Genomic DNA, 24,356 nt, shown 5'->3' with positions numbered 1-24,356 from the left:
TTACTTTGTATCAAAATTGGGAATAAAGATATCCCATCCATGCGATTATAACAAATTCACCCATATTATTCTTGGAAATAATATAGGTCTTATATAGATTATAGTTGTATCTATCACCAATTAACAGTATGATAAGTATAGTTCTATTTGCTATATACATATTAATATTGTTGATTAGGGAGTAGTTCAAAAAAATATTGATGGGAGAGAATGTAATGAGTTTTAGAAAAAAATTTTTACCATTTTTATTGATTGTAGGGTTGGTATTCGCGGGGGTATTAGGGGTTTCATCGACTGAAGCATTTGCAATGGGGTCAAAAGGATCTTCAAATTTAAAGTTTCAAACAGATGCCAATAATTACTCTAAAAATGCAACATCCATCGTCGTGACTGGAGTAAGCCCAACTTCAAACGGAGTACTTGTAATGTTGTACAAAAAAGGAAATAACACACCAATAAAGCAAATTGAAACCTTCAAATATGGAAATTACAAAGTTTCATTTTCACTAAAAGGGCTTTCAGCAGGGAAATACGATGTTCATGTTGACACATATTGGGGACCACAAAGATATCATTCCGAATTAACAAATTATTTAAACGTGCAGAGGTAGAATTATTTATAGGTTGGTAGGACTCCAAAGTTAACAGAGTCCTACCAACCTATTTTCATTACATCTTAGTATCCATCTACTAAGATAAATAGAATCGAACTCCCTAGCAAAATACTAATCGTTCAATTTAGATTGTGCAGCTGCAGCTGCGGCCTTATTATTAATTGGTTGATCAACTTTTGATGAATCTTTACCAGCCTCTGCTCTTTCCTTTTTCAAATCATAGTATGCTTCAAATATTTCCTCAGAAATTTTCATGTTAACCTTAGGGTCTGTACTTCCATTATCCCTGTACCCCCAAGGAACTACTACAGCAATAGATATCTCTGGCTTCTCAGCTGGAGCATATCCAACAAACGTTGTATTCCAAACACTCGCCATTGCATTTCCTTTTTTAGGACCATCATAAAATGCTTGAGCCGTACCTGTTTTACCTGCAACTTCAACGGGAACGTCATTAAAATATTTATTCCCTGTACCATTTCCGCCATGAGTAACTTCATAAAAACCTTTTTGAACCTCTTTAATCGCTGACGTTGGAGCGCCAACTTGATTTAAGATTTTTGGTTCGATTTCTGTTGCTACCTTTCCGACAGTATCTCCATTTGTGCTTGGATCACGAATTTCTTTCAGCATCGTTGGTTCGATTCGAGAACCACCATTTGCAATAGTAGCTCCATATTGAGCTAATTGTAATGGTGTATATGAGTCATACTGACCAATAGAAAAGTCGAGAATTTTACCCATCGTCTTATCATCCCCTTTGAAGCCGATTTGTTCTCCTGGAAGGTCAATACCAGTCTTTACTCCTAAGCCAAACTGATTATAATAATATCTCATCTTATTAAATGTATCTGGTGATGCTCGGAACGGACCTTTATAAACATAATTTGCCCCCGCCATCTTCATTGAAGTCTGATACATGTAAGAGTTGGACGAAATCTCCAAAGCCCCGACTGGATCCAGTGATAATGAACGCTCTCCATTACGGTTAAACCATGAACTTTTTTTATCTGTACCTTTAAATTCTATTGGTTTATCTACAAATACAGTGTTCTCAGAGATAGCTCCATCCATTATCCCACCTAATACAGTCGCACCTTTTACAGCAGATCCCATATTGTATGCTGAAGTAAAGTTTCCAAGTGAATAATCCTCATACTCACCTTTATCATTAATCTGTTGTCCAGCTAATGCCAAAACTTGACCAGTATATGGATCCATCGCCACTGCAAATGCACGGTCAAACAAATCAGACCCTCCAGAAGCTTTACCAATCTTCATATTCTTCTTCAAAATCTCTTCAATCTTCTTCTGCAACTCAACATCTACAGACAAGACCAAATCCTTACCTTTCGACCCTTCATACTTCTCAACGGTCTCAATAATATTCCCACTACTATCCAGGACACTATTAGACTTCGATTTCTGACCAGCTAACACAGATTCATACTGTGCTTCCAAATAACTCCGGCCAACGCGGTCATTCCGGCTGTAACCTTGTGCTAAGTAATAATCCACTTTGTCACTCGGGATACCTTGTTTCTCCGTCGATACGCTGCCTAAAATCGAACGCAATGTTTCGTCATACGTATAAAAACGATTCCAGTCTGTTGTCGTATCAACGCCTGGCAAGCTTTCTAAATTCTCACTTACCTTCGCGATTTCCTCATCTGTCACGCCTTTACTTTTCAGCGCTACTTGTGATAACGCATAACCTGCCGTCATCTTTTTGTATATCGTCGCGATACGTTTGTCCTCGTCAGTCAGACTAGCCAAATCATCTGGCGTCACGCCTGCAATTTGTTTCTTATATACTTTTCCGCCGTCCAAAGTTTGGTCGGCTTTGCTAAGGCGTGCGATGGATTCTTTCTGATGCGTCAAAATCCAATAATCTTGCAAATCGCGTTCCGTCAATTTCTCGGGCGTAATTGCGACTAGTTTATCCAACTTCTTCGCAACAGCAATCATCTCTGTCGCTTGTGTTTTCTGACTACGCGTATACGTAATCGATTTCACGGCTGAATTCCCCACTAATAGGTTATAATTCCGGTCATAAATAACGCCACGCGGCACATTTTTCGTCACGCTGACATCATCCGTTTCCTCTAATTGACGCTTATATGTTTCCCCTTGAACGATTTGAACCACACCAAGGCGCAAAATCAAGGCTGAGAATAATATAAAAATCACGAAAAATAGGATGTTCAAGCGTAGCGGAATCACTTGCCTTTTCTTCTTCGGTTTGTCGGTCTTTTTAATAAATCTATTTTTCACGTGTCACAATCCTTCCTTTTTTCAGCACTCATCTATTCTCTATTGTATCTGAATTTTGGCGAGATTACCACTAGAGTTTGATGAGAAAATCATTAAGAAAAGTTAAAGGCATCTTTAACTTTGGTCGCCATTCCAAATTCCACGCAAAAAAGCCGCATGCATTTTCACGCACACGGCTCTTATTTTAGATTATTTTGCTGCGTCGAAATTCTCGCCAGCTTTGTTCCAATCTACTACGTTCCAGAAAGTTTTGATGTATTCTGGACGAACGTTTTGGAATTTCAAGTAATATGCGTGCTCCCAAACGTCAAGACCGATAACTGGTGTGTAGCCTTCTGTTAACGGTGAATCTTGGTTTGCTGTAGAAATGATAGACAATTTGCCATCTTTCACTACTAGCCACGCCCAACCAGAACCGAAACGTGCAACGCCTGAATCAGCGAATTTCGTTTTGAAATCCTCGAAGCTACCGAATGTTGCGTTGATCGCATCTGCTAACGCGCCAGATGGTTCGCCGCCACCTTGTGGGCTAAGAATTTCCCAGAAGAATGTGTGGTTCGCATGTCCGCCGCCATTGTTACGAACAGCAGTACGGATGTTTTCAGGAACACTATTTAAATCAGCAACCAAGTCCTCGATAGATTTAGCAGCTAAATCGTCATGTCCTTTTAATGCATCATTTAATTTCGTTACGTATGTTTGATGATGTTTCGAATAGTGAATCTCCATTGTTTCTTTATCAAAATTCGGCTCCAAAGCATCGTATGTGTAAGCTAATTTAGGTAATTCGTATGTCATAATAAAAACTCCTCCTTGATATATGTTTTTCGAAAAAGCAAGCACTTCCAAATGAGATACTTAGTCCACTTTTCCCTACAAGTACAAGGTTATCACTACAAGACGACGGTTGCAATTTAAATGCTTATCTGAAAAGCTGAGCGGGCTCGTCAGTTTCCAAAAAATTTGTTAGGCCAATGTACGAATGCTCACTGTGCTCTCACTTATATTATTATGCTAAGAAATCAAAATACGATTTCTTAGCATAACAACAAGTTTCGAAAAGCCAGTCTTGTAATAGAAATTCCTACTTTCATGCAACGTCTCTAACATTAGAAATCTTAGACTTGTAGCTCTAGCATACGTTTCACTTTCCTTCATCATCACCCTACCTAGACCATTTAATTGGATAGTTTCACAGACTGCAAATCTTTCAATCCGGAGCGCTGCATATTCCAAATCCTGTACTCTAAGTTTATCTTGTTTGAGTGTGAAATAGCCCCTAACCGTTCCAACTTCATTAACTAACACTGAAGTAGAGTTAACAAAATTTAGAGAATCGAAATAAGAACTTCTATATAAATAACTGGATAACGAAGAATTATCACAATTAAAACTATAGAAGTTCTCTCTTATATCTCTAGCGCTAAACTCAGTTATCAGTTTTGTTGTTAAGCTCTCTTGCCACATGCTCGCCATATACGGCAATGTCTTGAAGGTGTTTACGTTCCAAAGCACGTTGTTTCCTTTTCTCCGAGTGTGCCATCTTAGCTAAAAATAGCTCTGCATCTTTGCCAGTCACTTTTGGAATTTCTCGCGTGTATATTGCCATATAATCACCTTCCTTCCCGTTCATTATAGTATGATTCCTACACAAATAATACCCTCAACAATTGCAATCTCTCCTATTTCAAGCTATTATAGAAAAGAACTAAGATTTTACGTTTTCTACTATATAAATAAACCAAGAATGAGGTGCATCACAAACAAATGAATATTTTCAAACGTTTTGCAAAAAGTATCTACTCCCCAGAAGACATTGCCACATTTCGAGCGGATAAAATATGGAAATCGATTCTTTACATAATTCTCATTTCGATTCTGATTTTTTTACCAATCGGCTACCACACAGCGACTGCTGCAAATGATGCCATGAAAGTTGGCGCGGATACGATTAAAAATGACATCCCTGATTTCACGGTGGAGGATGGAAAACTCGTTTCTGATGCGGACAAACCAATTACCATCGACCAAGGTAGCGTATTTTTCTACTTCGACTCGACAGATAGTTTGACCACAGATCAAGTCGACAACCAACTTGGTTCTGCCGACAGCGCGATTGCTTTTTTATCGGACAAAATTTATATTAAAGCGCCTGGTGTGGACCAATCTGTAAGTTATGCGACTGCGGGAATTAAATCCAAAGATGATTTGGTGAGTTTCTACCAGTCAATGGAAGACTTGTCAAAATACTTTATCCCGATTTTACTCGGTATTATTTTAATCGCGATGATTCTTGTATCCTTCTTCAAAGTCGCACTCTATGCCCTATTCGGCTACATTATGAGCGGATTTGGTCGTATGGGAATCAGCTATTTCAACAACTGGAATATTGCGGCGTACAGTATGACGCTTGCTGCTGTGTTCACGATGATTATGTATTGGTTCCAAATCGCGGTTCCGTACCTCTCCACTATCAACATGGCCGTTAGCTTCTTCATTATTTTCCTAGTTATACGGCAAATTCCACCGACAGACCAGAAGCAACCTGTCAAATAGTTCAATCGGAAAAGACTGTATCTGGCGCGACTGGATATAGTCTTTCCATTTGATACAATGTATAATAATTGGTGTTAAAGTTTCCTTTTTTAGCCTTTTCAAATTCTTATAATGGTGACACAATGCCATTTTCTCACCAATTTCTAATAAACAAGATGGATGATTTTTCACACGAATAGTGGTATGATTAGTAATGCATTAATAATAACAAATCCTGCAAGTTAGGATTATAAGGAGCGAATCGCTTTGACAGAAAGAACACATAGATCAAATACACGGCCCGTAAAGGTTGGTAATTTGACCATAGGCGGTAGTAATGAGTTATTTATCCAGAGTATGGCCACAACGAAAACGCACGATGTAGAGGCAACAGTTGCTGAAATTCATCGTCTCGAAGAAGCTGGGTGCCAAATTGTTCGTGTCGCCGTCCCTGATGAGCGCGCGGCGGATGCCCTTGCAGAAATAAAAAGCAGAATTTCGATTCCACTCGTAGCTGATATTCATTTCGATTATCGCTTAGCTTTAAAAGCAATCGATGCTGGTGTCGACAAAATCCGGATTAATCCAGGAAATATCGGTCGTCGTGATCGTGTTGTTAAAGTCGTGAACGCGGCCAAAGCAAAAGGGATTCCGATTCGTATTGGGGTCAACGCTGGTAGTCTTGAGAAGAAATTCATCGAGAAATACGGCTATCCGACTGCAGAAGGTATGGTAGAAAGCGCCCTCGATCATATCAAAATTCTAGAAGACCTCGATTTCCATGATATCATCGTCTCGCTTAAAGCATCCGATGTGAACTTGGCAATTGAAGCGTACGATTTGGCGTCGAAAGCATTCGATTATCCGCTACATTTAGGTATCACAGAATCAGGTACACAATTCGCCGGAGGTATCAAAAGTGCCGTCGGTCTTGGTGCGATTCTTAGCAAAGGCATCGGAAATACGCTTCGTGTCTCCCTGTCTGCTGATCCTGTAGAGGAGATCAAAGTAGCGCGTGAAGTGTTGAAATCATTCGGTCTTTCGTCCAATGCTGCGACACTTATCTCTTGTCCAACATGTGGTCGTATCGAAATCGATTTAATCAGTATTGCAAATGAAGTAGAAGAATACATTTCCACAATCAAAGCACCGATTAAAGTCGCCGTGCTCGGTTGCGCCGTAAACGGTCCTGGTGAAGCTCGTGAAGCAGATATCGGAATCGCCGGTGCTCGTGGTGAAGGACTTCTCTTCCGTCACGGTAAAATCGTTCGTAAAGTACCTGAGGAAACAATGGTTGAGGAATTGAAGAAAGAGATCGATATCCTAGCCGATGAATATTTCGCAAAAAAAGCTGCTGAGGAAGCCGAAGCTGCAAAATAAACACAACAAAAACGTCGATGCTCATAGGTAGCATCGACGTTTTATTTTTGGTTTAACTATTTAAATTGTAATAGTAATTAATTCTATCAATCACGTAATCCATTGAGATATCCCAATTGGGTAAATAATTATAAGGATCTGTATGCGTTGTTCCTCCCAACCAAGTTGTTACTCCCTGGTGCGTGATAACATTTCCCTCCCCATCTTCATCCATAAAATCAGGTAATCCTAAATTATATTTATGTAACATGGTCGCTACATAATTTGCGTATTGTTCAATCGATTTCAATACAACTTCTCTCTCTGTTCCTTCTGGGTACTCTACTAATTCGATGTGAATAAAACGTTGATTTGCAACAGATCCTGCTCCCCATGCAATATAATCTGTATCCGCAATTTCAACGACACTATTTTCATCGGCAAAAGCATGTACAAATGCATTATTCCATGTATCTTGTTCATATTGAATCCATTCTTCTAATGTCCTACTTGTGTCCCCAGTCGAGTGTAATACAACACCTTCTGGCATCCCAATACCATTACGATACGGTATGTGCGGAAAATCTGGGATATCCTCAAAAACATGCCTAACTTCAATAGTGGGTGTAACTTCAGGAGGTACAATTTCATCTCTTTGCTCAGCCTTCGTTTTTACTTGACCAACAGTGAAGACTAATCCTAATACCAATATTCCTACCATAGCACTACCCAGCAATCTCTTCATAACTACCATCTCCCTTTTTAGTAATCGTTTTCATTCTTGTTGGAGAAAGACAAGCTTTTCAATCGAGATAAACTCATCCATCACTTATATTTCCATCAACCTCCTAATTATACTACATTATTGCCAAAATGCAATTTTATTTCATCCGATTATCAATAAAATGAACTAAAAAATCATTTTCTGGTGCCGTGTTCCTATTCTTAACAAAGTTACTAAACGAGTTATTTGTATATAGGAAGCTCATTTGCTTTCACCGTCAATCTTTGTTACCATAGTTAAGGTCAACTATAATACAAACCCGAATGGAACTATTTCACCGTTTCGTTCTTGTTTATTTGCTAGATTCTACACAGAAATTTATCTGGCAATGAAAGTGAGGAATTATGGGAACAAAAAAGGAAACTTCGCACAAAATTACAAATGTGTTTTGGATCACGCTGGCCATCACGCTTATCTTCGTTACAATCGGCATTCTAACGCCAACAGGCTTAGCTAGCGTAACCGCGAACATTCAAAATTTTATTACGACAACATTTGGCTGGTACTACTTAATTTTCGTTTCAGTCATCGTTATTTTCTGTTTTTACTTGATTTTCAGTCCGATTGGATCGATCAAACTCGGTAAAGCTGGAGAAAAACCGAAATATTCAACTATTTCTTGGTTCGGTATGCTGTTTAGCGCTGGAATGGGCGTTGGGCTTGTGTTTTGGGGCGCGACAGAGCCATTATCTCATTATGCGATTTCGAGTCCTGAGGCAGAACCTGGAACGAATCAGGCGTTAATGGACGCGTTCCGTTTCTCCTTTTTCCATTGGGGAATTCATGCTTGGGCGATTTACGCTTTCGTTGGCTTAACGCTGGCCTATTTCCAGTTTAGACATGATAAGGCTGGATTAATTAGCGCAACGCTTGATCCACTTCTCGGAAAATGGATGAAGCCTTCTGTCCGTGTGACAATTGATGTAATCGCGGTATTCGCGACGATTGTTGGTGTCGCAACGACGCTTGGCTTTGGTGCAACACAAATCAACGGTGGTTTATCCTTCTTATTCGATATTCCAGTTAGTTTTAAAGTACAGATTATAATCATTGCGATCGTTACCGTCCTGTTTTTAACCTCTGCCATGAGTGGGCTTGGTCGCGGTATGAAGTGGCTCAGTAATACGAATATGGTGTTGGCGGTTCTGCTGATGATTATCGTCATTATCGTTGGCCCAACCCTGCTGACACTGAACATGATGACCGATGCTACAGGTGCTTATATGCAAAATTTTGTCGGCATGAGCTTCCGGACTTCGCCAGTTGATGCGGCGGGTCGTGAGTGGATTAATAACTGGACGATTTTTTATTGGGCTTGGTTTATTTCTTGGTCACCGTTTGTCGGTATTTTTATCGCGCGTGTTTCCAAAGGTCGCCGAATCCGTGAATTTTTAGCTGGCGTTATTTTATTACCAACGTTACTTAGTATCGTTTGGTTCTCCGTTTTTGGAACCGCCTCTACATCCGTGCAACGTGCTGGCTTCGACTTAACGCAACTGAAAACCGAGGAAGTCCTGTTCGGGACATTCAATCATATGCCCCTTGGCTCACTATTATCTGTGATCGCGATTTTCTTGATTGGCGTATTTTTCATCACATCGGCTGACTCTGCGACGTACGTGCTCGGCATGCAAACGATGAATGGCGTGATGAACCCTGCCAATCGTGTCAAATTTATTTGGGGCATTATCCAGTCGCTGATCGCATCGATTCTACTTTTCAGTGGGGGTTTAGAAGGCTTGCAAAATATGCTTATCATCGTCGCCCTACCGTTTTCGTTTATCATGCTTTTGATGATGCTCTCACTGTCCAAAGCACTGCGAAAAGAACGGCGCGACCTTGGCCTCTATATCAAACCAAAATCCTTGCGCAAGTCAAATTCTTAGAGGTATGATGGACGAGAAGGAGTGAAGACAAGATGAAAGATTTAAACTATGTCGTTCTTGATTTTGAAACTGCGAATGGTTCGCGGACTAGTCCTTGCTCCATTGGGATGGTCAAATATCTGAACGGCGAAAAGCATTCCGAATACTATCAATTAATCAATCCTGAAGAAGATTTCTACGCATCGAACATTCGAATTCATGGGATTTATCCAGAAGATGTGTGGGAATCGCCAAACTGGTTGGAAGTCTATCCGAGTATTATGAAATTTATCGGGGATTTACCCGTTGCTGCGCATTTTGCAACGTTTGATATCAATGTTTTCCGCGCTACAACAGAGAAATACGGTTTGCCATTACCCGCAAATTTGTACTTCTGTTCCTGCGTGTTATCACAAAAAATATTGCCGTTACGTTCGCATAAATTAAATCTTGTTGCTGACTATTTTGGTATCACATTTGAGCATCACCACGCGTTGGAAGATTCCATCGTTGCGGCTGATATCGTGTGTGAACTCGCCAATATCCAGCAAGTAAACACGATTCCCGAGTTAGTCGATTCGATTGGTTATCAGTTTGGACAAATAAATGGTACTAATTTTGTAACCAAGAAAAAAACGCGTTCCCGTTAATGGGGCGCGTTTTCGTGTGTTCATCCAACTTTCGCTAAGCAATCTGGGCATTTTCCATACACTTCAAACTTATGGCCTTCCACTTGATATCCCGGCAATGCTTCTTCCAGAAAATCCATCGGGCACATCCGAATTTCACGCGTTTTTCCACATTCCATACAAATAAAATGATGATGATGTTCTTCATGTGCACACGATAATCGGAAATGTTTCTCACTCGACAACTCGGTTTCCTCAAACAAATCCAATTCTACAAATAAAGACAAATTACGGTAAATCGTATCGAAACTAATCCCTGGAAAATCCTCTTTCATGCACTCCAAAACTTCTTTTGCCGTCATGTAACGATTTTTTCGCGCAAAAAGATTGATTAGAAATTCGCGCTTATCCGTATGTTTGTATCCTTTTCGTTTCATTAATTGCAACGCTTCATTAGCTGTTAGAGACATTCGAATCACTTCTTTCGGCTATCGCCAGTTTTTGTTTCACTTTTTGAACACTAATCGTTATAACTAAAATGAGCACAGAGATAATAACAATCGAACCACCCGGAGCTAGGTCGAGGTAAAAGGCACTCACAAGGCCGCCTATAACCGATATTTCCCCGAATAGAATCGCATAAGCAATTGTCTGTTTAAAGCCTTTAGCGATACGAATTGCGGCTGCTACAGGCAATGTCATCAAGGACGACACGAGTAGAATCCCAACGATACGCATGCTGGATGCAATTACGAGCGCTACTAAAAGCATGAAAATCACGTCTACCACTTTTGCAGGAATTCCTGATGCATTCGCGTACTCTTCGTCAAATGATAGCAAAAATAGTTCTTTATACAAGAAAAATACAGTGACTAATACAACAAAAGCAGTCGCCAAAATCGTCCACATATCCGAGGTACTCACGGCGCTGACACTTCCGAATAAGTAGCTGAACAAGTCGGTATTAAAGCCATTAGCAAGTGATATAAAAATAACACTGAATCCCATCCCCGCCGACATGATAATCGGTATCGCCAGTTCTTGGAATTGCTTATACACATTGCGCAGTTTTTCCATTAATAAGGACCCGCCAACTGCAAATCCAAAGCCGAGATAAAGCGGATTAAGCGCCACGAGTGGTAAATACATCTTGCTCAAATAGAGACTCACCGCGATGCCGGCCAAACTGACGTGACTTAACGCGTCAGCCATCAATGAAAGCCGCCGAACTACGATAAAACTTCCTAAAAGCGGTGCCACAATCCCAATCACGATGCCGACGATAAATGTATTTCGGATAAAATCATATTCAAACAGGTTCGCAATCACAATGTGTCACTCCAATCCGACTCGCCTCAAGCGCCTCAAGTTCTCGTTCCTCTAAATACAGCTGATAATCAACCGCGGTTCCGTCAAAAAGCACCTTCGTATTCATGCTGACAATATGATCCACATACGAATTCACCGCTAAAATATCATGCGTCACGAGCAACATCGTAATGTCCTCTTTCGCATTCAGCTCTTTCAACAACTCGTAAAAAGAAGCCACATTCTGCGCATCAATCCCAACCGTGGGCTCATCCAAAATCAGCATTTCCGGCTTACTCACAAGCGCCCGGGCGATAAAAACACGTTGCTGCTGCCCACCAGAAAGCTCGCCAATATTCCGCCCCGCGAACCGTCTCATATCCACAATATCCAGCGCCTCGTAGACCGCTTCAAAATCATGGCGGTTCAAGCGGCGAAACATCCCTTTCTTCTTCACCAAACCACTAGACACGACTTCTTTCACGGTCGCAGGAAAAGCCCCGTTAAACGCATTCGACTTTTGCGATACGAAGCCAATTTTAGACCAATCCTTAAAGTCTGCATGTGGCTTCCCGAACAAGGTAATCTCGCCTTGCTGCGTTTTTAGAAGACCTAAAATCAGTTTCAGCAACGTCGATTTCCCAGAACCATTCGGCCCAATAATCCCCGTGAAGCTGCCTTTTTTGATTGATAAGTTGATTCTCTGGAGCACTTCTTCTTTATCATAATGGTAGGAAATGTTCGCTACCTTTAATATCTCATCCATACCTTGAAAAAACTCCTTCTATACTTAAAAATCACTACTTTACCTAGTATACATAAAAATAGGGAACCTGTAAATCGTAATCACTCCTATTTATCATTTTTATTCGTTTATCAGATGATTAATGAAGGCCGATAAAGGGAAAACACAACTATGGAGGTGCTTAAAATGAAATTAATCTGGATGTATCTGTGCTTTGTGATCATGGTTGGCATGAATGCATTAGCCAATATTTTACCGCTGAATGGCGTGAATACTGGGGAAATCTCCAATCGACTCGATGTTTTATTTACACCAGCGGGATACGTATTTATTATTTGGGGCGTGATTTACGTCAGCCTGTTCCTATGGCTCATCGCACTGACTTTCAATCGAAAAAATGTGACGAAAGCGCTCGCCTTTTCATTCTCGATAACGTCTTTATTAAACGGTTTATGGATTGTTTGCTGGCATTATGGGTATTTTCTAGGCTCCGTAATCGTCATGCTCTTACTCTTAATTGGACTCATCACGCTTTACAAAGCACAACAAGCCGTGACAAAATCGCTTATTTGGAGGGCGCCAATCAGTCTCTACTTAGGTTGGGTAAGCGTGGCAACTATCGCGAATATTTGTTATTACCTCACGTGGCGAGAGATCACCAGCTTCTTAGGGCTTGGCGAAGTCGTTTGGACGATTTTACTACTCATTGTTGCAACGCTTATCGCTTATACTTTCCGAGCCCGCGAAAACGATTGGATCGCGCCACTTGTCTTTGTCTGGGCATTCGTTGGGATTTACATTCGTGTACTGGACTGGAACGCCGTCGTTTCCTACACAGCGCTGATTCTGGCTATTGTACTGTTCCTGGCAAACTTCATTCCGATTCGTCGGAGAACATAGGTGTTAAAAAAGCGTTTTCCACTCGGGAAAACGCTTTTTGCTAGATTTTTTTTCGCATCTGGATTTGTTTCGCTACTTTTTCAAAGCCTCTGTCCAATAAAACAGGGAGATATTCGCTTGTCACGACCTCATTAAAAACCGCACAAGAAATACTGCCGTACATATCGTGAAACGCCTGTAATAATCCTAGAATTTGATTTGGCGCATTATTTAATCTCACTTGCAAAAGAATCAGATTCTCATCCGAAATCCCATAAACAATATACCCTAACTGCTCATCATTCCGCCAAATAGTCGCGATTTTATGATGCGCCGCAATCCGATTTTGCCACGGTAACACGTCCTCTTCTAGCGCTATGTAATCGTTCGGATCGTTCACTTCTTTCAAGCGATAACTCGCCACACCATGATCCTGCAAAGTCCCAGTAAGATAAATCAATTCATTTATCTGCGTATAGCCTAACTTTTGATAAAGTCGAAGCGCAGGAATATTCTCTGAAATCACCTCTAAACGCGACTCATCCACACCCTGCTCTTGGTAACTCACAAAAAGCCGCTCCAAAAGTTGATTCGATATCCCCATTTTCCTGAATCTCGGCACAACCGCAAGTCCGCCAATCCACGCCATTCTAGTATTTGTAAAGTCGCGCGTTCCCGTCAATATAATCGCCGCCGCCTCGCCGTCCACTTTTGCGATTAACGACTCGTGTGGTGATTGTTGCAATTTCTCCATTCTCGCAGTGAAGCTCGCTTCGGTCATAGCGGCTGGTACGAGATAATCTGCGAATGCCTCATTCCATAGCGCCACCTGCTCCACCAATGATAGACTATCCAAACGATCTATCTTCAATTTAATCGCCCCTTCCTATAGAAAAAGAAACAGCCTATACAACTAAGCTGCTTCTCATCTGGTGTTATTTCGCAAAAATCTCTGTCAAAATTGGCACGACTTGTTTCTTACGCGAGACAACACCAGCTAGTGGTGCTACATTCGCCGCAAAAACAACGCCATATGCCGCTTCGACTTTATCGGTTTTGCTACCAAGCGCAATGGCTACAGAATCATTCGTCAAAATATTCGTGATGACAAACAAATACAAATCAAGACCTTTATCAGCGATCCGTTTGCTCATTTCTGCTTCCACTTCTGTTTGGCGCACCAATACATCTTTTTCATCGACAACATTGATTTGCGCGATTTCTACTTTCGAACCGCCCATTTCGAATTCTTTGGCGTCCAGCAATAGTTCAGGAACCGTTTTAGTCGTCACATCTGCACCAGCTTTTAACATGTCCAAGCCATATGCAGCTGTTTCAACACCTGCGATAGTTGCCAATTTTTCAGCGACTTCCTTATCTTCAGGTGTACACGTTGGTGATTGGTACAACAAAGTATCGGAAATAATCGCCGAAAGCATAAGACCCGCCGTCGTTTTCGAAATTTCGATGCCTTTTTCCCGGAACATTTTGAAAAGAATTGTCGCTGTACAACCAACTGGCTCCGCGCGGTAATACAAAGGATCTGCCGTTTCGAAATTCGCGATACGATGATGATCGATAACTTCAACCACGGTAACATCTTCAATATCAGCTACGCTTTGTTGCTTCTCATTATGATCTACTAAGCTAACCGTTTTTACTTCATTCGCAACCGTTTCAACAAGGCGCGGCGCTTCTACTTTGAAATAATCAAGGACGAAAGCCGTCTCACTATTGATTTCGCCAAGACGCACTGCTTCGATATCTTGACCTTGCGCTTTCTTTAATTCAGCATAGGCAATCGCCGAACAAATTGTATCTGTATCCGGGTTTTTATGTCCAAAAACGAGTGATTTTGTCATGTTTTTATCTCCTTTATTAGCGCCTTATTCGGTCGCCATGATTTTCGTTAACAGGTCTGGATCAAATGTCTGGCTACGAAGCATCGCAATTTCATGCTTATACGGAGCCTTCTTATTCTTCTTATCTTCCCCAACATACGGCGTTTCCAAAATTTTAGAAATGTCGTCCAGCTGCGGATGATGCACGATATAATTCAACGCGTCAAAACCAATATGACCGAAGCCAATATTTGCGTGACGATCCTTATGCGCGCCTCGTTCATTCTTACTATCATTGATATGTAACACCTTCAAGCGATCCAAACCAATAATTTTATCAAACTGGTTCAAAACGCCGTCAAAATCGTTCACAATATCATAACCAGCATCATGCACGTGACACGTATCAAATGTCACAGAAAGCAACTCATTATGCGTCACACCATCCATAATCGCAGCGATTTCTTCAAATGTGCGACCAATCTCTGTACCTTTTCCAGCCATCGTCTCCAGAGCAACTTGCACGTTCTGATCCGGTTTCAACGATTCATTCAAGCCTTTAATAATCTGCTTAATGCCCGTTTCTGCGCCTTCACCAACATGTGCGCCAGGATGAAGAACGATTTGTTTCGCGCCAAGAGCCGCCGTACGTTCCACTTCTGACTGCAAGAAAGTCACGCCGATTTCAAATGTTTCTGGTTTCACGGCATTTCCAATATTAATAATGTAAGGCGCATGCACCACGATATCCGTGATGTCATGCTCTTTCATATGTGCAAGTCCCGCTTCAATGTTCAAGTCTTCAATCGGTTTGCGTCGTGTATTTTGTGGCGCGCCTGTGTAGATCATGAATGTATTCGATCCATAAGACGCTGCTTCCTGACTTGCGGCAAGCATCATATCTTTACCGCTCATCGAAACATGTGAGCCTAATCTTAACATGCTAATTACCTCCCGCGTTTGTTCATTTTTCTTTCGCGACGTTTAATCTCATTCATTTTGTAGTTCAATTTCTTTTTGTAGTTTGGTTTGCCTTTTTCTTTGGCTTTTTTACGCATACCGATTTCGCGTGGATCCGCTGCTTCGCGCTTCGCTTCACGTTTTTGACGACGATTACGGTCATCCGCATCGACAAATTCGCCATTTTTAAGATCGACGTGTTTGAATTCGATATTCATTTTTTCCAATTGGTTCAGTGCATCTTCATCCGATGGTTCGTAAATCGTAAGCGCGATACCAGAATGTCCGGCACGACCTGTACGACCCGTTCTATGGATGTAAAAATCAAGATCGCTTGGTAACTCGTAGTTAATGATATGGCTGATGCCTTGAATATCAATACCACGCGCCGCTAAATCAGTCGCCACAACGTATTGGTACTCCAAGCTTTCCAACTGCTTCATTGTACGTTTACGCTCGCGGGCCTCGACGCCGCCATGAATCTTAGCCACTTTCAAACCACGTTCTGTCAAGCCTTTCGCCACTTCATCCGCCATTGCTTTCGTGTTTGTGAAAACGACTGCCAAATATGGTTGATAAGCTACGAGCGCGTCTTTTAGAATATCGATTTTATTCTTACTACGGCGAGCAATGAGTTGATGCGCCACATCCGTATTCGCCAACGCTTGAGGCTGAATATGCTCATAACGCGGATTTTCCATGTATTTTTTCAAGAAAGGTTTCAATTTTTGCGGGATTGTTGCTGAGAAAACAAGCATTTGCAAGTTCTCAGGCATTTTGCTCGCAATTTGATCGACATCCATCAAGAATCCCATATCAAGCGTCATATCCGCTTCATCGATAACAAAGACCTGCGTTGTGTGAACGAGTAGCGCTGTTTCACGAATTAAATCATTAATTCGACCAGGCGTACCAACAACAATATGTGGCTGTTGCTTCTTCAAACGATCAATCGTTCTTTGTTTATCCGTACCACCAATAACGAGCAGCGAACGAATTTCGTCATCGCTATATTTGATGAGTTTTTTGATTTCATTGTGAATCTGTGTTGCGAGCTCACGACTTGGTGCTGTAATAACTGCCTGCACACTATCTTTGTCCGCTCTAATTTTGTTGATGATTGGCAGTAAGAAAGTATGCGTCTTCCCAGTTCCCGTTTGAGATTGCCCCACAACGCTTTCGCCTTTCATAATCGCCGGTATTAGTTTCTGTTGTACCTCTGTTGGTTCATAAAAACCTAATTTATCAATGGCAAGCTGAATAAAAGGTTGAAAATGAAATTGATCAAACCTTGTTTTTTTGTTCATTTTTCCACTCCGTTCTGTTCCTAAACGTTAGTATAGCACACAATAGGGTATACAGTCACTAGTAAAGTTAGAGAATCTACTTCATAGCACCGCTTCAACCTATCTAACTCAAAAAGCCTTCTCAAAAGTTAGACAAATTTCCTAACTTGTTGAGAAGACTCTATACTTTCATATTCATTCAGTAAACTTGGACCCATTATAAACTTTTAATAAATGGCTCCATTATTTCTGCAAGATGCTGATGCCCTTGCGTATTCAAATGAACGCCATCCGGAGTACTATACTGCCTACCTTCAGAGCTACCCAAGTTAAGCGAATCAATTTCATATAAGTTCAAATGCTTAATATTATAGCGATCACAAACATCGATCTCCGCATTAACATACGCATAATCTGGGATACCGATACGATTTACGGATGGGAAGAAGGTTCGGCTGTACATCGATATAAAGCCGATTTTTTTATTAGGATATTTTTTAACCAATCCTTTTAGAAGCGTATCGAGCCCACCGTAATACGTATTATTCGCAGTATCATTTAGCGTACCGAGCTCCACATTTCTGCCATAGTCATTAAGACCTCCAAAAACAGTGATCAAATTCGCACTATCATCCATAGATATGTAACGTTCACTCATTGGTAAAGAGAGATTCGATACCGTAGAGCCACCTTTACCATAGTTATTGACCTTTTTAATCTTCATAGTTTCCTGAATGTAGTCAAAATATCTTTTAGTTGCCGTTGTATTATTTGGATCTGTCAAGCTATCACCCAAGACATTCCAAGTTGTGTTCGACCAATCCGTTACCTCGGCCGCGTTAACTTTACCTGTACCAACCGTTAAAGTTAAAAGCAATGCCATTATTAATACTAATTTCTTCATCTTTTCCACTCCTCATTATAATTTGCCTCTATAGTCGAAAATGACCATAAAAACGATTCATTGTAGCATAAAAAAAATAATTGTACAAGGGGAATTTAGACGTTTTTCATCCAGTAGAACTCCGCCAGTTGAAACCATCCGAAATCTGGCTTATAATAGATAAGTAGTCGGCATTTTTGTTGTCCTGCCTAACTATTGCTACACCTTGAGAAATTTAGGAGGTTTAACATTGGAAATTATAAAGATTGCCCCTCGTGGTTATTGTTACGGCGTGGTGGATGCGATGGTGATTGCGCGTAATGCTTCACTCGATCCGAACCTGCCTCGCCCTATTCATATACTCGGCATGATCGTTCATAATCAACATGTCACAGAAGCTTTTGAAGATGTTGGGATTGTCACACTTGATGGTCCAAATCGAGAAGCTATTTTAGACCAAATCGATAGTGGTACCGTCATTTTTACAGCACATGGTGTTTCTCCGGCCGTGAAAGAGCGCGCCAAAGCGAAAGGTCTGACAACGCTTGATGCCACGTGTCCAGATGTGACGCGAACATACGATTTAATTTTAGAGAAAAAGCATGAAGGTTTTCATGTCATTTATATCGGTAAAAAAGGCCATCCAGAGCCAGAAGGTGCGGTTGGTGTCGCACCGGATATCGTGCATCTCGTTGAAAATATGGAAGATGTCGATGCCCTACCACTTACTGACGAGAAGGTTTTCGTGACGAATCAAACGACGATGAGCCAGTGGGACGTGATGGATTTGATGGATTATATCCAGTCGGTCTATCCGCAAGCCGAGCAACATCAAGAAATTTGTATGGCGACACAAGTTCGTCAAGAAGCCGTTGCCAAACAAGCTAAAGGTGCGGATGTGACGATTGTTGTCGGTGATCCAAGGAGTAACAACAGCAATCGTTTAGCACAGGTATCCGAAGAAAAAGCTGGCGTTCCGGCACATCGGATTGCAAACATTGAAGAATTGGACTTAGATTGGATTAAAGATGCGAAGAAAGTAGCGGTAACAGCTGGGGCGAGTACACCAACCCAAATTATCCGTGAAGTCCTCGTGTTCCTAGACGCCTACGATCCAGAAGATTCCACTACATGGGAGCGTAAACATGATGTCGATCCAATCAGTATTTTGCCACGTGCCCGCAAGAAAAATATCGAAAAACAACGCGCTGCCCGTTTAGAACACTTAAAAAACGGCGGTAAATGAGAAAAAGACTAGAGCGGTGATGTGGCTCTAGTCTTTTTCTATGTGCAGTTAGGGCTACACTAAGATAAGTAAACGTTATGCTACTTCCTCCTAATAAAATGTAAATGGATTCGTATTTCTCTCCGACACAATCAAATCGATATCGAGACCATAGCCTTGGCATACCTCATCAAATTGCTTCAAAAGACTAGCTTTCATGACTTTTTCGATGTAGTGGCCCGCATCAATCGTCGGCAAGTCAATCGCCAATAAATCATGACCTGTATGGTAGTAAATATCCCCTGTAATATAGACATCTGCTCCTGCCCGCTTTACATCATGAATAAACTTGTTACCATCTCCACCAATAATTCCAATCTTGCGCACAGAACGAGTCGCGTCCCCGATTACTCGCACATTCTCAATCGAGAGCTTTTCCTTCACAAAACCAATAAACGCCTTCAAATCCATTGGTTTAGGCAGGTTCCCGATTCGACCAAGTCCCATTTTTGACGTCACATTCTCCAATGGATAGATGTCAATCACCGGAACCTCATATGGATGTGATAATTTCACCGCTTTCACAATTCGATCCATTTCAGAACGCGGAAAAATCGCTTCAATCTTCACTTCCTGCACTGTTTCAAGATCCCCAGGTTTCCCTATCGTCGGATTCGCTTTGTCATTCGGCAAGAAACGACCGGTTCCTTCCACCGAAAAAGTACACTCCGAGTAGCGATTTGAGAATCGTCCAGCACCATTATTCACCAAAGCCAAACGAATCGATTCCTCTGCAAAATCAGGCGTATAAACCGCCATTTTGCTATAAGTTTCTGTATATGTAGGAACAATGATTTCAGTATCGCCCAGGCCTAGCAACTCACTTATCGCATCATTCACACCACCATTTGCAATGTCCAAATTCGTATGCGCCGCGTAAACGATGATATCATGTTTGATTAACTTCTTCACGATTCTACCTTGAGGCGTCGCGAAATCAATCTTTTTAAGCGGTCTAAAAAGCAACGGATGATGCGCGATAATCATGTCCACACCTTTTTCAATCGCCTCATCTACCACATTCTCCAACACATCTAGTGTAAACATAAGTTTGCGGACTTTACGCGCCAAATCACCAATTTGAAGCCCAATTGGATCACCTTCCATCGCGTATTTCTTCGGTGCAATGCCTTCTAAAATAGCGACGTATTCGTAACCATTTGCTACTTTCATCGTAACACATCCTCTATTATCCTTATTTTCGCATCCAATTCCGCCAATTTCGCTGCATTTTTCACATTACTAGCATCAATCTTAGCCTGAATTCCTTTCCAGTTGCTCAACTCATGCTCCCATTTAGTTTGAAAAACGGCTGACTTTTCTCGCATCAAAAATGGCCCCAACAAGCGCTCTGCATCCGAATAAACAACCTTATTCTCACTCGGTTCCAAGACTAATATCTCATAAATCTTATTATCTTCGCGCAAAATTGCTTCTGCCGTGAGCGCCCACTGATTGACTTCGCCCCATTCACGTAACTGATGCGCCGCAATATTCGGTTGCAAGACTACACGCTTCACACCTACTAATTTCGCTGCATCTGCCTCCAAAATCGAACGAATAAGCGCCCCGCCCATTCCTGCAATAACGATTGTCTCAATTGCGTCTTCTGGTTCCATAACCGCCAAACCGTCCCCCTTACGAACAGCTATTTCCTCAGTCAATCCCAAGCTCCGCACTTGCTTCGTTGCTGACTGAAACGGGCCTTCCACTACCTCACCCGCAATCGCGAACTCCACTTGACCTTGTTGAACCGCATAGCATGGCAAATATGCATGATCACTGCCAATATCTGCAATCCGCGACCCTACCGGTACATAAGATACCACTTTTTCTAATCGTTCTGATAATTGTTGTTCGTTCAAAAAAATCATCCTTTGTAAAAAAGAGAGCGCGATTGTTACGCACTCTCCTCTGAAATTTTTATTCTAAGAAATCTTTTAACTGTTTGCTACGGCTTGGATGTCTTAATTTGCGTAGCGCTTTTGCTTCGATTTGACGAATACGCTCACGAGTAACGCCAAATACACGACCAACCTCTTCAAGCGTGCGCGTACGACCATCATCTAGACCAAAACGCAACCGAAGTACGTTCTCTTCACGATCCGTTAGCGTATCAAGCACATCTTCCAACTGCTCTTTTAGCAATTCATATGCCGCATGATCCGATGGTGATGTTGCTTCTTGGTCTTCAATGAAATCACCAAGGTGCGAATCATCCTCTTCACCAATTGGCGTTTCAAGGGATACTGGTTCTTGCGCAATTTTTAGGATTTCACGAACTTTTTCTGTCGGTAAATCCATTTCTTCACCGATTTCTTCAGGTGATGGGTCACGTCCTAAATCTTGGAGTAAGGAACGTTGGACACGGATCAATTTGTTAATCGTTTCAACCATGTGAACCGGGATACGAATCGTGCGCGCTTGATCGGCAATAGCGCGGGTAATCGCTTGACGAATCCACCATGTCGCATACGTACTAAATTTGAACCCTTTGTTAAAGTCAAACTTCTCAACTGCTTTCATTAATCCCATGTTACCTTCTTGAATCAAATCAAGGAATAACATACCACGACCAACGTAACGTTTCGCGATACTAACAACGAGACGTAAGTTAGCTTCTGCCAAACGTCCTTTTGCCTCAACATCGCCTTGTTCGATACGCTTCGCTAAGGCAATCTCTTCATCCGCGGAAAGTAGATTCACACGACCGATTTCCTTTAAGTACATCCGCACAGGGTCATTAATTTTAACACCCGGAGGTACGCTCAAATCATTCAAGTCAATTTCAGCAGTCTCTTCTTTGATTAATTCCGCTTCATTCGGATCATCTTCCTCGTCATCGTCCGAAACCTCAATCGTTAATACTGTAAGCAACTCTAAAAATTCGTCCATTTGGTCGCTATCTAAAGTAAATGGCGCAAGTTTGGCAGCGATCTCGGCGTACGTTAAAGACCCCTTCTTCTTGCCATCTTCAATTAATAATTCTTTTGCTTTATCTAGGTTCAAATCTTCTGGTTTCGTTTCTTGCGGTTTTTTAGCCATAGTCTGCCATGTCCTCCTTCCAAAATAACCGTCAATGATATACCTTACCTCATTGCCCAGTTTCTAAACACTTGACGCGCCCTGACTCATACTTAGAGAGCCAAATATTGCGCTAGTGCATGCTTCTATATTTGTAGGTATGCCTGTTGTAACATCTTTCTAGTGAATTGTTTTACCTTAAATATTACGTTTTAAATCAGCCCGCATCGTCGTGATAGTTCTGGCTAGTTCTAATGCCAGCGCCATCTCCCCCTGTTGCGAGGCTACTAATAACTGTTGTTCTTTTTCTTTAATGTCTCGCTCAATACCTGCTTTTTTTAAGCTAAAAATATAATCTTGATACTCTTCATTGGTCACATCTGAATTCACAACCATCATTTCGAGTTCACTGACTAAATTTCGCGACACCTCATTTGGAAGCTGATCCATTAAAGCAAGCGGATTAGCATCATTTCCAGAAGCGTAAAAGCCAATTAGATGCGTATACAATGCTTGATAATTATCATGATAAAAATCAATTTCCTGCTCCTGCATCATATTCCGAATCTGAATAAACGCATCACGATCTTCCAGCATGTATTTCAACAGACGTTTCTCTGAGGTCAGTCCAGCAGATGGCGCTTGATTCGGTTGCTGAAAATGAAACTCCTCGTGAACAGGTCCACCACCGCTATCATATACTGGGTACTCTCCAAAATCCTCTGGCGGAGGCCCACCATAATCACGCGTCTTTGGCTTCACTGTGGTCGCAACAGATTGCTGTAACTGCTGTTTCAACGCATCCATCGACAACTCAAATTCCGAGCCCAACTGTTTCAAATAAAGCTCCCGCTCCACAGCCTGATCCAGTTTCCCGATTTCAACGAGCGCTTCACCCAAATAGGCAATCTTCTCCGTTTCATTCTGGAGATTACGATTCCGTCTCAAAAATTGCAGTTTAAAAGCCGTCCAACTCAAGCGTTGATGCGCATAAACCTCTGCAAATTTCTCTGCCCCTTCTGAACGAATAAAGTCATCCGGATCTTTCCCATTCGGCAATTGCAACACAAAAACTTCTAACCGATGTTGTTCCGCCAGTAGTGTCCCAGCTTTAAAACTTGCCTCAATACCAGCGCGATCGCCATCATAACAAATAACAGCTCGGTTCGTGACACGCCGAATCATCTGCACATGTTCCTCCGTTAGCGAGGTCCCCATCGAGGCCACGCCATTTTGAAACTCCGCCGAAACACCAGAAATAACATCCATATAGCCTTCTAGCAACAGGATTTCCTCTTTTTTACGAATCTCCTGTCTCGCATCAGAAAAATGATATAGGATATTTCGTTTATTAAAAATCGGCGTCTCCGGACTGTTCAAATATTTCGGACCATCGTCTTGATTAAAAAGGCGCCCCGAAAAACCAACCAATTGACCGCGATCATTCTTAATCGGAAACATAATCCGATTTCGGAACCGGTCTACTATGTTACCATCATCGCGCTCCGTAAGCAAGCCACATTCCACCGCGAGCGGCAAATCAATCTCGCGTTTCTTCAAAAAAGTAGTTACCGTTAACACATCTGCCGGTGCAAAACCAATCTCAAAATGATCTAGTTCCTGTTCCGACATGCCCCGATCGAGCAAGTATTGTAAAGCCTCTTGCCCTTCCTCGGTTTCCATCAACAAATAATGATACAACTTACTCGTCAATTGATGGATTTCAATCATCTTACCTTCTTGACTATCAGGCCGATTTGCAGGCGTTCTGTCACCAGAAGATATCTCAATATCTAACGGAATATGCGCCATGTCAGCCACTTTCTTCACTGACTCGACAAACGAAAGCCCATCAATCTGCATTAAAAATGAAAAAACATTGCCTCCCTTACCACACCCAAAACAATGGAAAATCTGTTTCTCAGGTGATACCGAAAAGGATGGTGTTTTCTCGCCATGAAAAGGACAAAGCCCCGTGTAATTACGCCCTTGCTTCTTAAGCTGAACATAACTTCCAACCACGTCCACAATGTCTGCTTGGGAACGTATCTCATCAATTTTTTCTTCTGGAATCCGTTGCATCTT

24 protein-coding genes are annotated in these 24,356 nt (G+C 41.7%); 7 read left to right on the top strand and 17 right to left on the bottom strand.

The genetic code is table 11. The features are described from left to right. The first annotated feature begins 215 nt into the window (after positions 1-215). The gene (locus HPK16_RS02845) at positions 216-611 is read left to right on the top strand and encodes a hypothetical protein (RefSeq protein ID WP_246369214.1); all 396 of its coding nucleotides are present in this window, start codon (positions 216-218) and stop codon (positions 609-611) included. Between the two features lie 114 nt (positions 612-725). Here the strand turns inward: HPK16_RS02845 and HPK16_RS02840 are convergent, their stop codons facing one another. The 4 genes from HPK16_RS02840 to HPK16_RS02825 form a co-directional block, all read right to left on the bottom strand. Then, positions 726-2,888 (bottom strand): penicillin-binding transpeptidase domain-containing protein, encoded by a 2,163-nt coding sequence (locus HPK16_RS02840; RefSeq protein ID WP_181675502.1) that lies wholly within the window; start codon positions 2,886-2,888, stop codon positions 726-728. Positions 2,889-3,077: 189 nt separating this feature from the next. Next, on the bottom strand, positions 3,078-3,686 hold the full coding sequence (locus HPK16_RS02835) for a superoxide dismutase (protein WP_220132239.1): 609 nt from the start codon (positions 3,684-3,686) through the stop codon (positions 3,078-3,080). A 216-nt stretch (positions 3,687-3,902) separates the two neighbouring features. Beyond that, positions 3,903-4,355: a GNAT family N-acetyltransferase gene (locus HPK16_RS17165; RefSeq protein ID WP_425487914.1), complete on the bottom strand. Its 453-nt coding sequence runs from the start codon at positions 4,353-4,355 to the stop codon at positions 3,903-3,905. After that, positions 4,318-4,497 (bottom strand): hypothetical protein, encoded by a 180-nt coding sequence (locus tag HPK16_RS02825; RefSeq protein WP_181675500.1) that lies wholly within the window; start codon positions 4,495-4,497, stop codon positions 4,318-4,320. The genes HPK16_RS17165 and HPK16_RS02825 overlap by 38 nt, the downstream gene beginning before the upstream one ends. 158 nt (positions 4,498-4,655) lie before the next feature. On the opposite strand from HPK16_RS02825, the gene HPK16_RS02820 reads away from it, so the two are divergent. After that, entirely contained in the window at positions 4,656-5,444 is a 789-nt protein-coding gene (locus tag HPK16_RS02820; RefSeq protein ID WP_181675499.1) for a DUF1189 domain-containing protein, read from the top strand. A 246-nt stretch (positions 5,445-5,690) separates the two neighbouring features. Then, on the top strand, positions 5,691-6,803 hold the full coding sequence (gene ispG / locus HPK16_RS02815; protein ID WP_181675498.1) for a flavodoxin-dependent (E)-4-hydroxy-3-methylbut-2-enyl-diphosphate synthase: 1,113 nt from the start codon (positions 5,691-5,693) through the stop codon (positions 6,801-6,803). Positions 6,804-6,855: 52 nt separating this feature from the next. On the opposite strand, the gene HPK16_RS02810 is transcribed toward ispG, so the two are convergent. Beyond that, positions 6,856-7,527: a peptidoglycan recognition protein family protein gene (locus HPK16_RS02810; RefSeq protein WP_181675497.1), complete on the bottom strand. Its 672-nt coding sequence runs from the start codon at positions 7,525-7,527 to the stop codon at positions 6,856-6,858. 383 nt (positions 7,528-7,910) lie between these two features. Here HPK16_RS02810 and HPK16_RS02805 point away from each other — a divergent pair, with 383 nt between their 5' ends. Further along, positions 7,911-9,452: a glycine betaine uptake BCCT transporter gene (locus tag HPK16_RS02805; RefSeq protein WP_181675496.1), complete on the top strand. Its 1,542-nt coding sequence runs from the start codon at positions 7,911-7,913 to the stop codon at positions 9,450-9,452. A gap of 32 nt (positions 9,453-9,484) precedes the next feature. Then, a complete protein-coding gene (locus HPK16_RS02800; RefSeq protein ID WP_181675495.1) occupies positions 9,485-10,081 on the top strand; it encodes a 3'-5' exonuclease in 597 nt (198 codons plus the stop codon). A gap of 20 nt (positions 10,082-10,101) precedes the next feature. On the opposite strand, the gene HPK16_RS02795 is transcribed toward HPK16_RS02800, so the two are convergent. Genes HPK16_RS02795 through HPK16_RS02785 form a run of 3 tightly spaced genes read right to left on the bottom strand, consistent with a single transcriptional unit; the run spans position 10,102 to position 12,134 of the window. After that, positions 10,102-10,530 carry a Fur family transcriptional regulator gene (locus HPK16_RS02795; protein WP_036094139.1) on the bottom strand — a complete coding sequence of 143 codons (429 nt, stop codon included), beginning with the start codon at positions 10,528-10,530 and terminating at the stop codon, positions 10,102-10,104. Beyond that, a complete protein-coding gene (locus tag HPK16_RS02790) occupies positions 10,514-11,389 on the bottom strand; it encodes an iron chelate uptake ABC transporter family permease subunit (protein ID WP_181675494.1) in 876 nt (291 codons plus the stop codon). Before HPK16_RS02790 ends, HPK16_RS02795 begins: the two co-directional genes overlap by 17 nt. Further along, entirely contained in the window at positions 11,370-12,134 is a 765-nt protein-coding gene (locus HPK16_RS02785) for a metal ABC transporter ATP-binding protein (RefSeq protein ID WP_181675493.1), read from the bottom strand. The genes HPK16_RS02790 and HPK16_RS02785 overlap by 20 nt, the downstream gene beginning before the upstream one ends. 165 nt (positions 12,135-12,299) lie before the next feature. Between HPK16_RS02785 and HPK16_RS02780 the strand changes: the two genes are divergently transcribed. After that, positions 12,300-13,013 (top strand): LTA synthase family protein, encoded by a 714-nt coding sequence (locus tag HPK16_RS02780; RefSeq protein ID WP_181675492.1) that lies wholly within the window; start codon positions 12,300-12,302, stop codon positions 13,011-13,013. A 40-nt stretch (positions 13,014-13,053) separates the two neighbouring features. On the opposite strand, the gene HPK16_RS02775 is transcribed toward HPK16_RS02780, so the two are convergent. The 5 genes from HPK16_RS02775 to HPK16_RS02755 form a co-directional block, all read right to left on the bottom strand. Continuing rightward, positions 13,054-13,863, bottom strand: coding sequence for a GNAT family N-acetyltransferase (locus HPK16_RS02775; protein ID WP_181675491.1), 810 nt, complete (start codon positions 13,861-13,863; stop codon positions 13,054-13,056). Positions 13,864-13,927: 64 nt separating this feature from the next. Then, positions 13,928-14,854 (bottom strand): manganese-dependent inorganic pyrophosphatase, encoded by a 927-nt coding sequence (locus HPK16_RS02770; RefSeq protein ID WP_181675490.1) that lies wholly within the window; start codon positions 14,852-14,854, stop codon positions 13,928-13,930. Positions 14,855-14,878: 24 nt separating this feature from the next. Next, a complete protein-coding gene (locus tag HPK16_RS02765; RefSeq protein WP_181675489.1) occupies positions 14,879-15,775 on the bottom strand; it encodes a deoxyribonuclease IV in 897 nt (298 codons plus the stop codon). Between the two features lie 5 nt (positions 15,776-15,780). Continuing rightward, on the bottom strand, positions 15,781-17,100 hold the full coding sequence (locus HPK16_RS02760) for a DEAD/DEAH box helicase (protein WP_181675488.1): 1,320 nt from the start codon (positions 17,098-17,100) through the stop codon (positions 15,781-15,783). Positions 17,101-17,296: 196 nt separating this feature from the next. Then, a complete protein-coding gene (locus HPK16_RS02755; protein WP_181675487.1) occupies positions 17,297-17,983 on the bottom strand; it encodes an SGNH/GDSL hydrolase family protein in 687 nt (228 codons plus the stop codon). 229 nt (positions 17,984-18,212) lie between these two features. On the opposite strand from HPK16_RS02755, the gene HPK16_RS02750 reads away from it, so the two are divergent. Beyond that, a complete protein-coding gene (locus HPK16_RS02750; protein WP_181675486.1) occupies positions 18,213-19,208 on the top strand; it encodes a 4-hydroxy-3-methylbut-2-enyl diphosphate reductase in 996 nt (331 codons plus the stop codon). A 90-nt stretch (positions 19,209-19,298) separates the two neighbouring features. On the opposite strand, the gene HPK16_RS02745 is transcribed toward HPK16_RS02750, so the two are convergent. The 4 genes from HPK16_RS02745 to dnaG form a co-directional block, all read right to left on the bottom strand. Next, the gene (locus tag HPK16_RS02745; RefSeq protein WP_181675485.1) at positions 19,299-20,420 is read right to left on the bottom strand and encodes a Nif3-like dinuclear metal center hexameric protein; all 1,122 of its coding nucleotides are present in this window, start codon (positions 20,418-20,420) and stop codon (positions 19,299-19,301) included. Then, positions 20,417-21,112 (bottom strand): tRNA (adenine(22)-N(1))-methyltransferase, encoded by a 696-nt coding sequence (locus tag HPK16_RS02740; RefSeq protein WP_181675484.1) that lies wholly within the window; start codon positions 21,110-21,112, stop codon positions 20,417-20,419. The genes HPK16_RS02745 and HPK16_RS02740 overlap by 4 nt, the downstream gene beginning before the upstream one ends. Before the next feature lie 58 nt (positions 21,113-21,170). Further along, the gene (rpoD, locus tag HPK16_RS02735) at positions 21,171-22,292 is read right to left on the bottom strand and encodes an RNA polymerase sigma factor RpoD (RefSeq protein ID WP_181675483.1); all 1,122 of its coding nucleotides are present in this window, start codon (positions 22,290-22,292) and stop codon (positions 21,171-21,173) included. A gap of 177 nt (positions 22,293-22,469) precedes the next feature. Beyond that, positions 22,470-24,353, bottom strand: a complete 1,884-nt coding sequence (dnaG, locus tag HPK16_RS02730; RefSeq protein WP_181675482.1) for a DNA primase — start codon at positions 24,351-24,353, stop codon at positions 22,470-22,472. Positions 24,354-24,356: the final 3 nt, after the last annotated feature.

The sequence above is a fragment of the Paenilisteria rustica genome, from assembly GCF_013820765.1.
Classification (GTDB): Bacteria; Bacillota; Bacilli; order Lactobacillales; family Listeriaceae; genus Listeria_A; species Listeria_A rustica.
This window is presented reverse-complemented; position numbering and strand designations above follow the sequence as displayed.

Excerpts from the sequence above, each read along its gene's own strand:
- HPK16_RS02845 (WP_246369214.1), top strand. The coding sequence starts at position 216 with ATGAGTTTTAGAAAAAAATTTTTACCATTTTTATTGATTGTAGGGTTG.
- HPK16_RS02835 (WP_220132239.1), bottom strand. The coding sequence starts at position 3,686 with ATGACATACGAATTACCTAAATTAGCTTACACATACGATGCTTTGGAG.
- HPK16_RS17165 (WP_425487914.1), bottom strand. The coding sequence starts at position 4,355 with ATGTGGCAAGAGAGCTTAACAACAAAACTGATAACTGAGTTTAGCGCT.
- HPK16_RS02825 (WP_181675500.1), bottom strand. The coding sequence starts at position 4,497 with ATGGCAATATACACGCGAGAAATTCCAAAAGTGACTGGCAAAGATGCA.
- HPK16_RS02820 (WP_181675499.1), top strand. The coding sequence starts at position 4,656 with ATGAATATTTTCAAACGTTTTGCAAAAAGTATCTACTCCCCAGAAGAC.
- HPK16_RS02810 (WP_181675497.1), bottom strand. The coding sequence starts at position 7,527 with ATGAAGAGATTGCTGGGTAGTGCTATGGTAGGAATATTGGTATTAGGA.
- HPK16_RS02805 (WP_181675496.1), top strand. The coding sequence starts at position 7,911 with ATGGGAACAAAAAAGGAAACTTCGCACAAAATTACAAATGTGTTTTGG.
- HPK16_RS02800 (WP_181675495.1), top strand. The coding sequence starts at position 9,485 with ATGAAAGATTTAAACTATGTCGTTCTTGATTTTGAAACTGCGAATGGT.
- HPK16_RS02795 (WP_036094139.1), bottom strand. The coding sequence starts at position 10,530 with ATGTCTCTAACAGCTAATGAAGCGTTGCAATTAATGAAACGAAAAGGA.
- HPK16_RS02785 (WP_181675493.1), bottom strand. The coding sequence starts at position 12,134 with ATGGATGAGATATTAAAGGTAGCGAACATTTCCTACCATTATGATAAA.
- HPK16_RS02780 (WP_181675492.1), top strand. The coding sequence starts at position 12,300 with ATGAAATTAATCTGGATGTATCTGTGCTTTGTGATCATGGTTGGCATG.
- HPK16_RS02770 (WP_181675490.1), bottom strand. The coding sequence starts at position 14,854 with ATGACAAAATCACTCGTTTTTGGACATAAAAACCCGGATACAGATACA.
- HPK16_RS02765 (WP_181675489.1), bottom strand. The coding sequence starts at position 15,775 with ATGTTAAGATTAGGCTCACATGTTTCGATGAGCGGTAAAGATATGATG.
- HPK16_RS02760 (WP_181675488.1), bottom strand. The coding sequence starts at position 17,100 with ATGAACAAAAAAACAAGGTTTGATCAATTTCATTTTCAACCTTTTATT.
- HPK16_RS02755 (WP_181675487.1), bottom strand. The coding sequence starts at position 17,983 with ATGAAGAAATTAGTATTAATAATGGCATTGCTTTTAACTTTAACGGTT.
- HPK16_RS02745 (WP_181675485.1), bottom strand. The coding sequence starts at position 20,420 with ATGAAAGTAGCAAATGGTTACGAATACGTCGCTATTTTAGAAGGCATT.
- rpoD (WP_181675483.1), bottom strand. The coding sequence starts at position 22,292 with ATGGCTAAAAAACCGCAAGAAACGAAACCAGAAGATTTGAACCTAGAT.
- dnaG (WP_181675482.1), bottom strand. The coding sequence starts at position 24,353 with ATGCAACGGATTCCAGAAGAAAAAATTGATGAGATACGTTCCCAAGCA.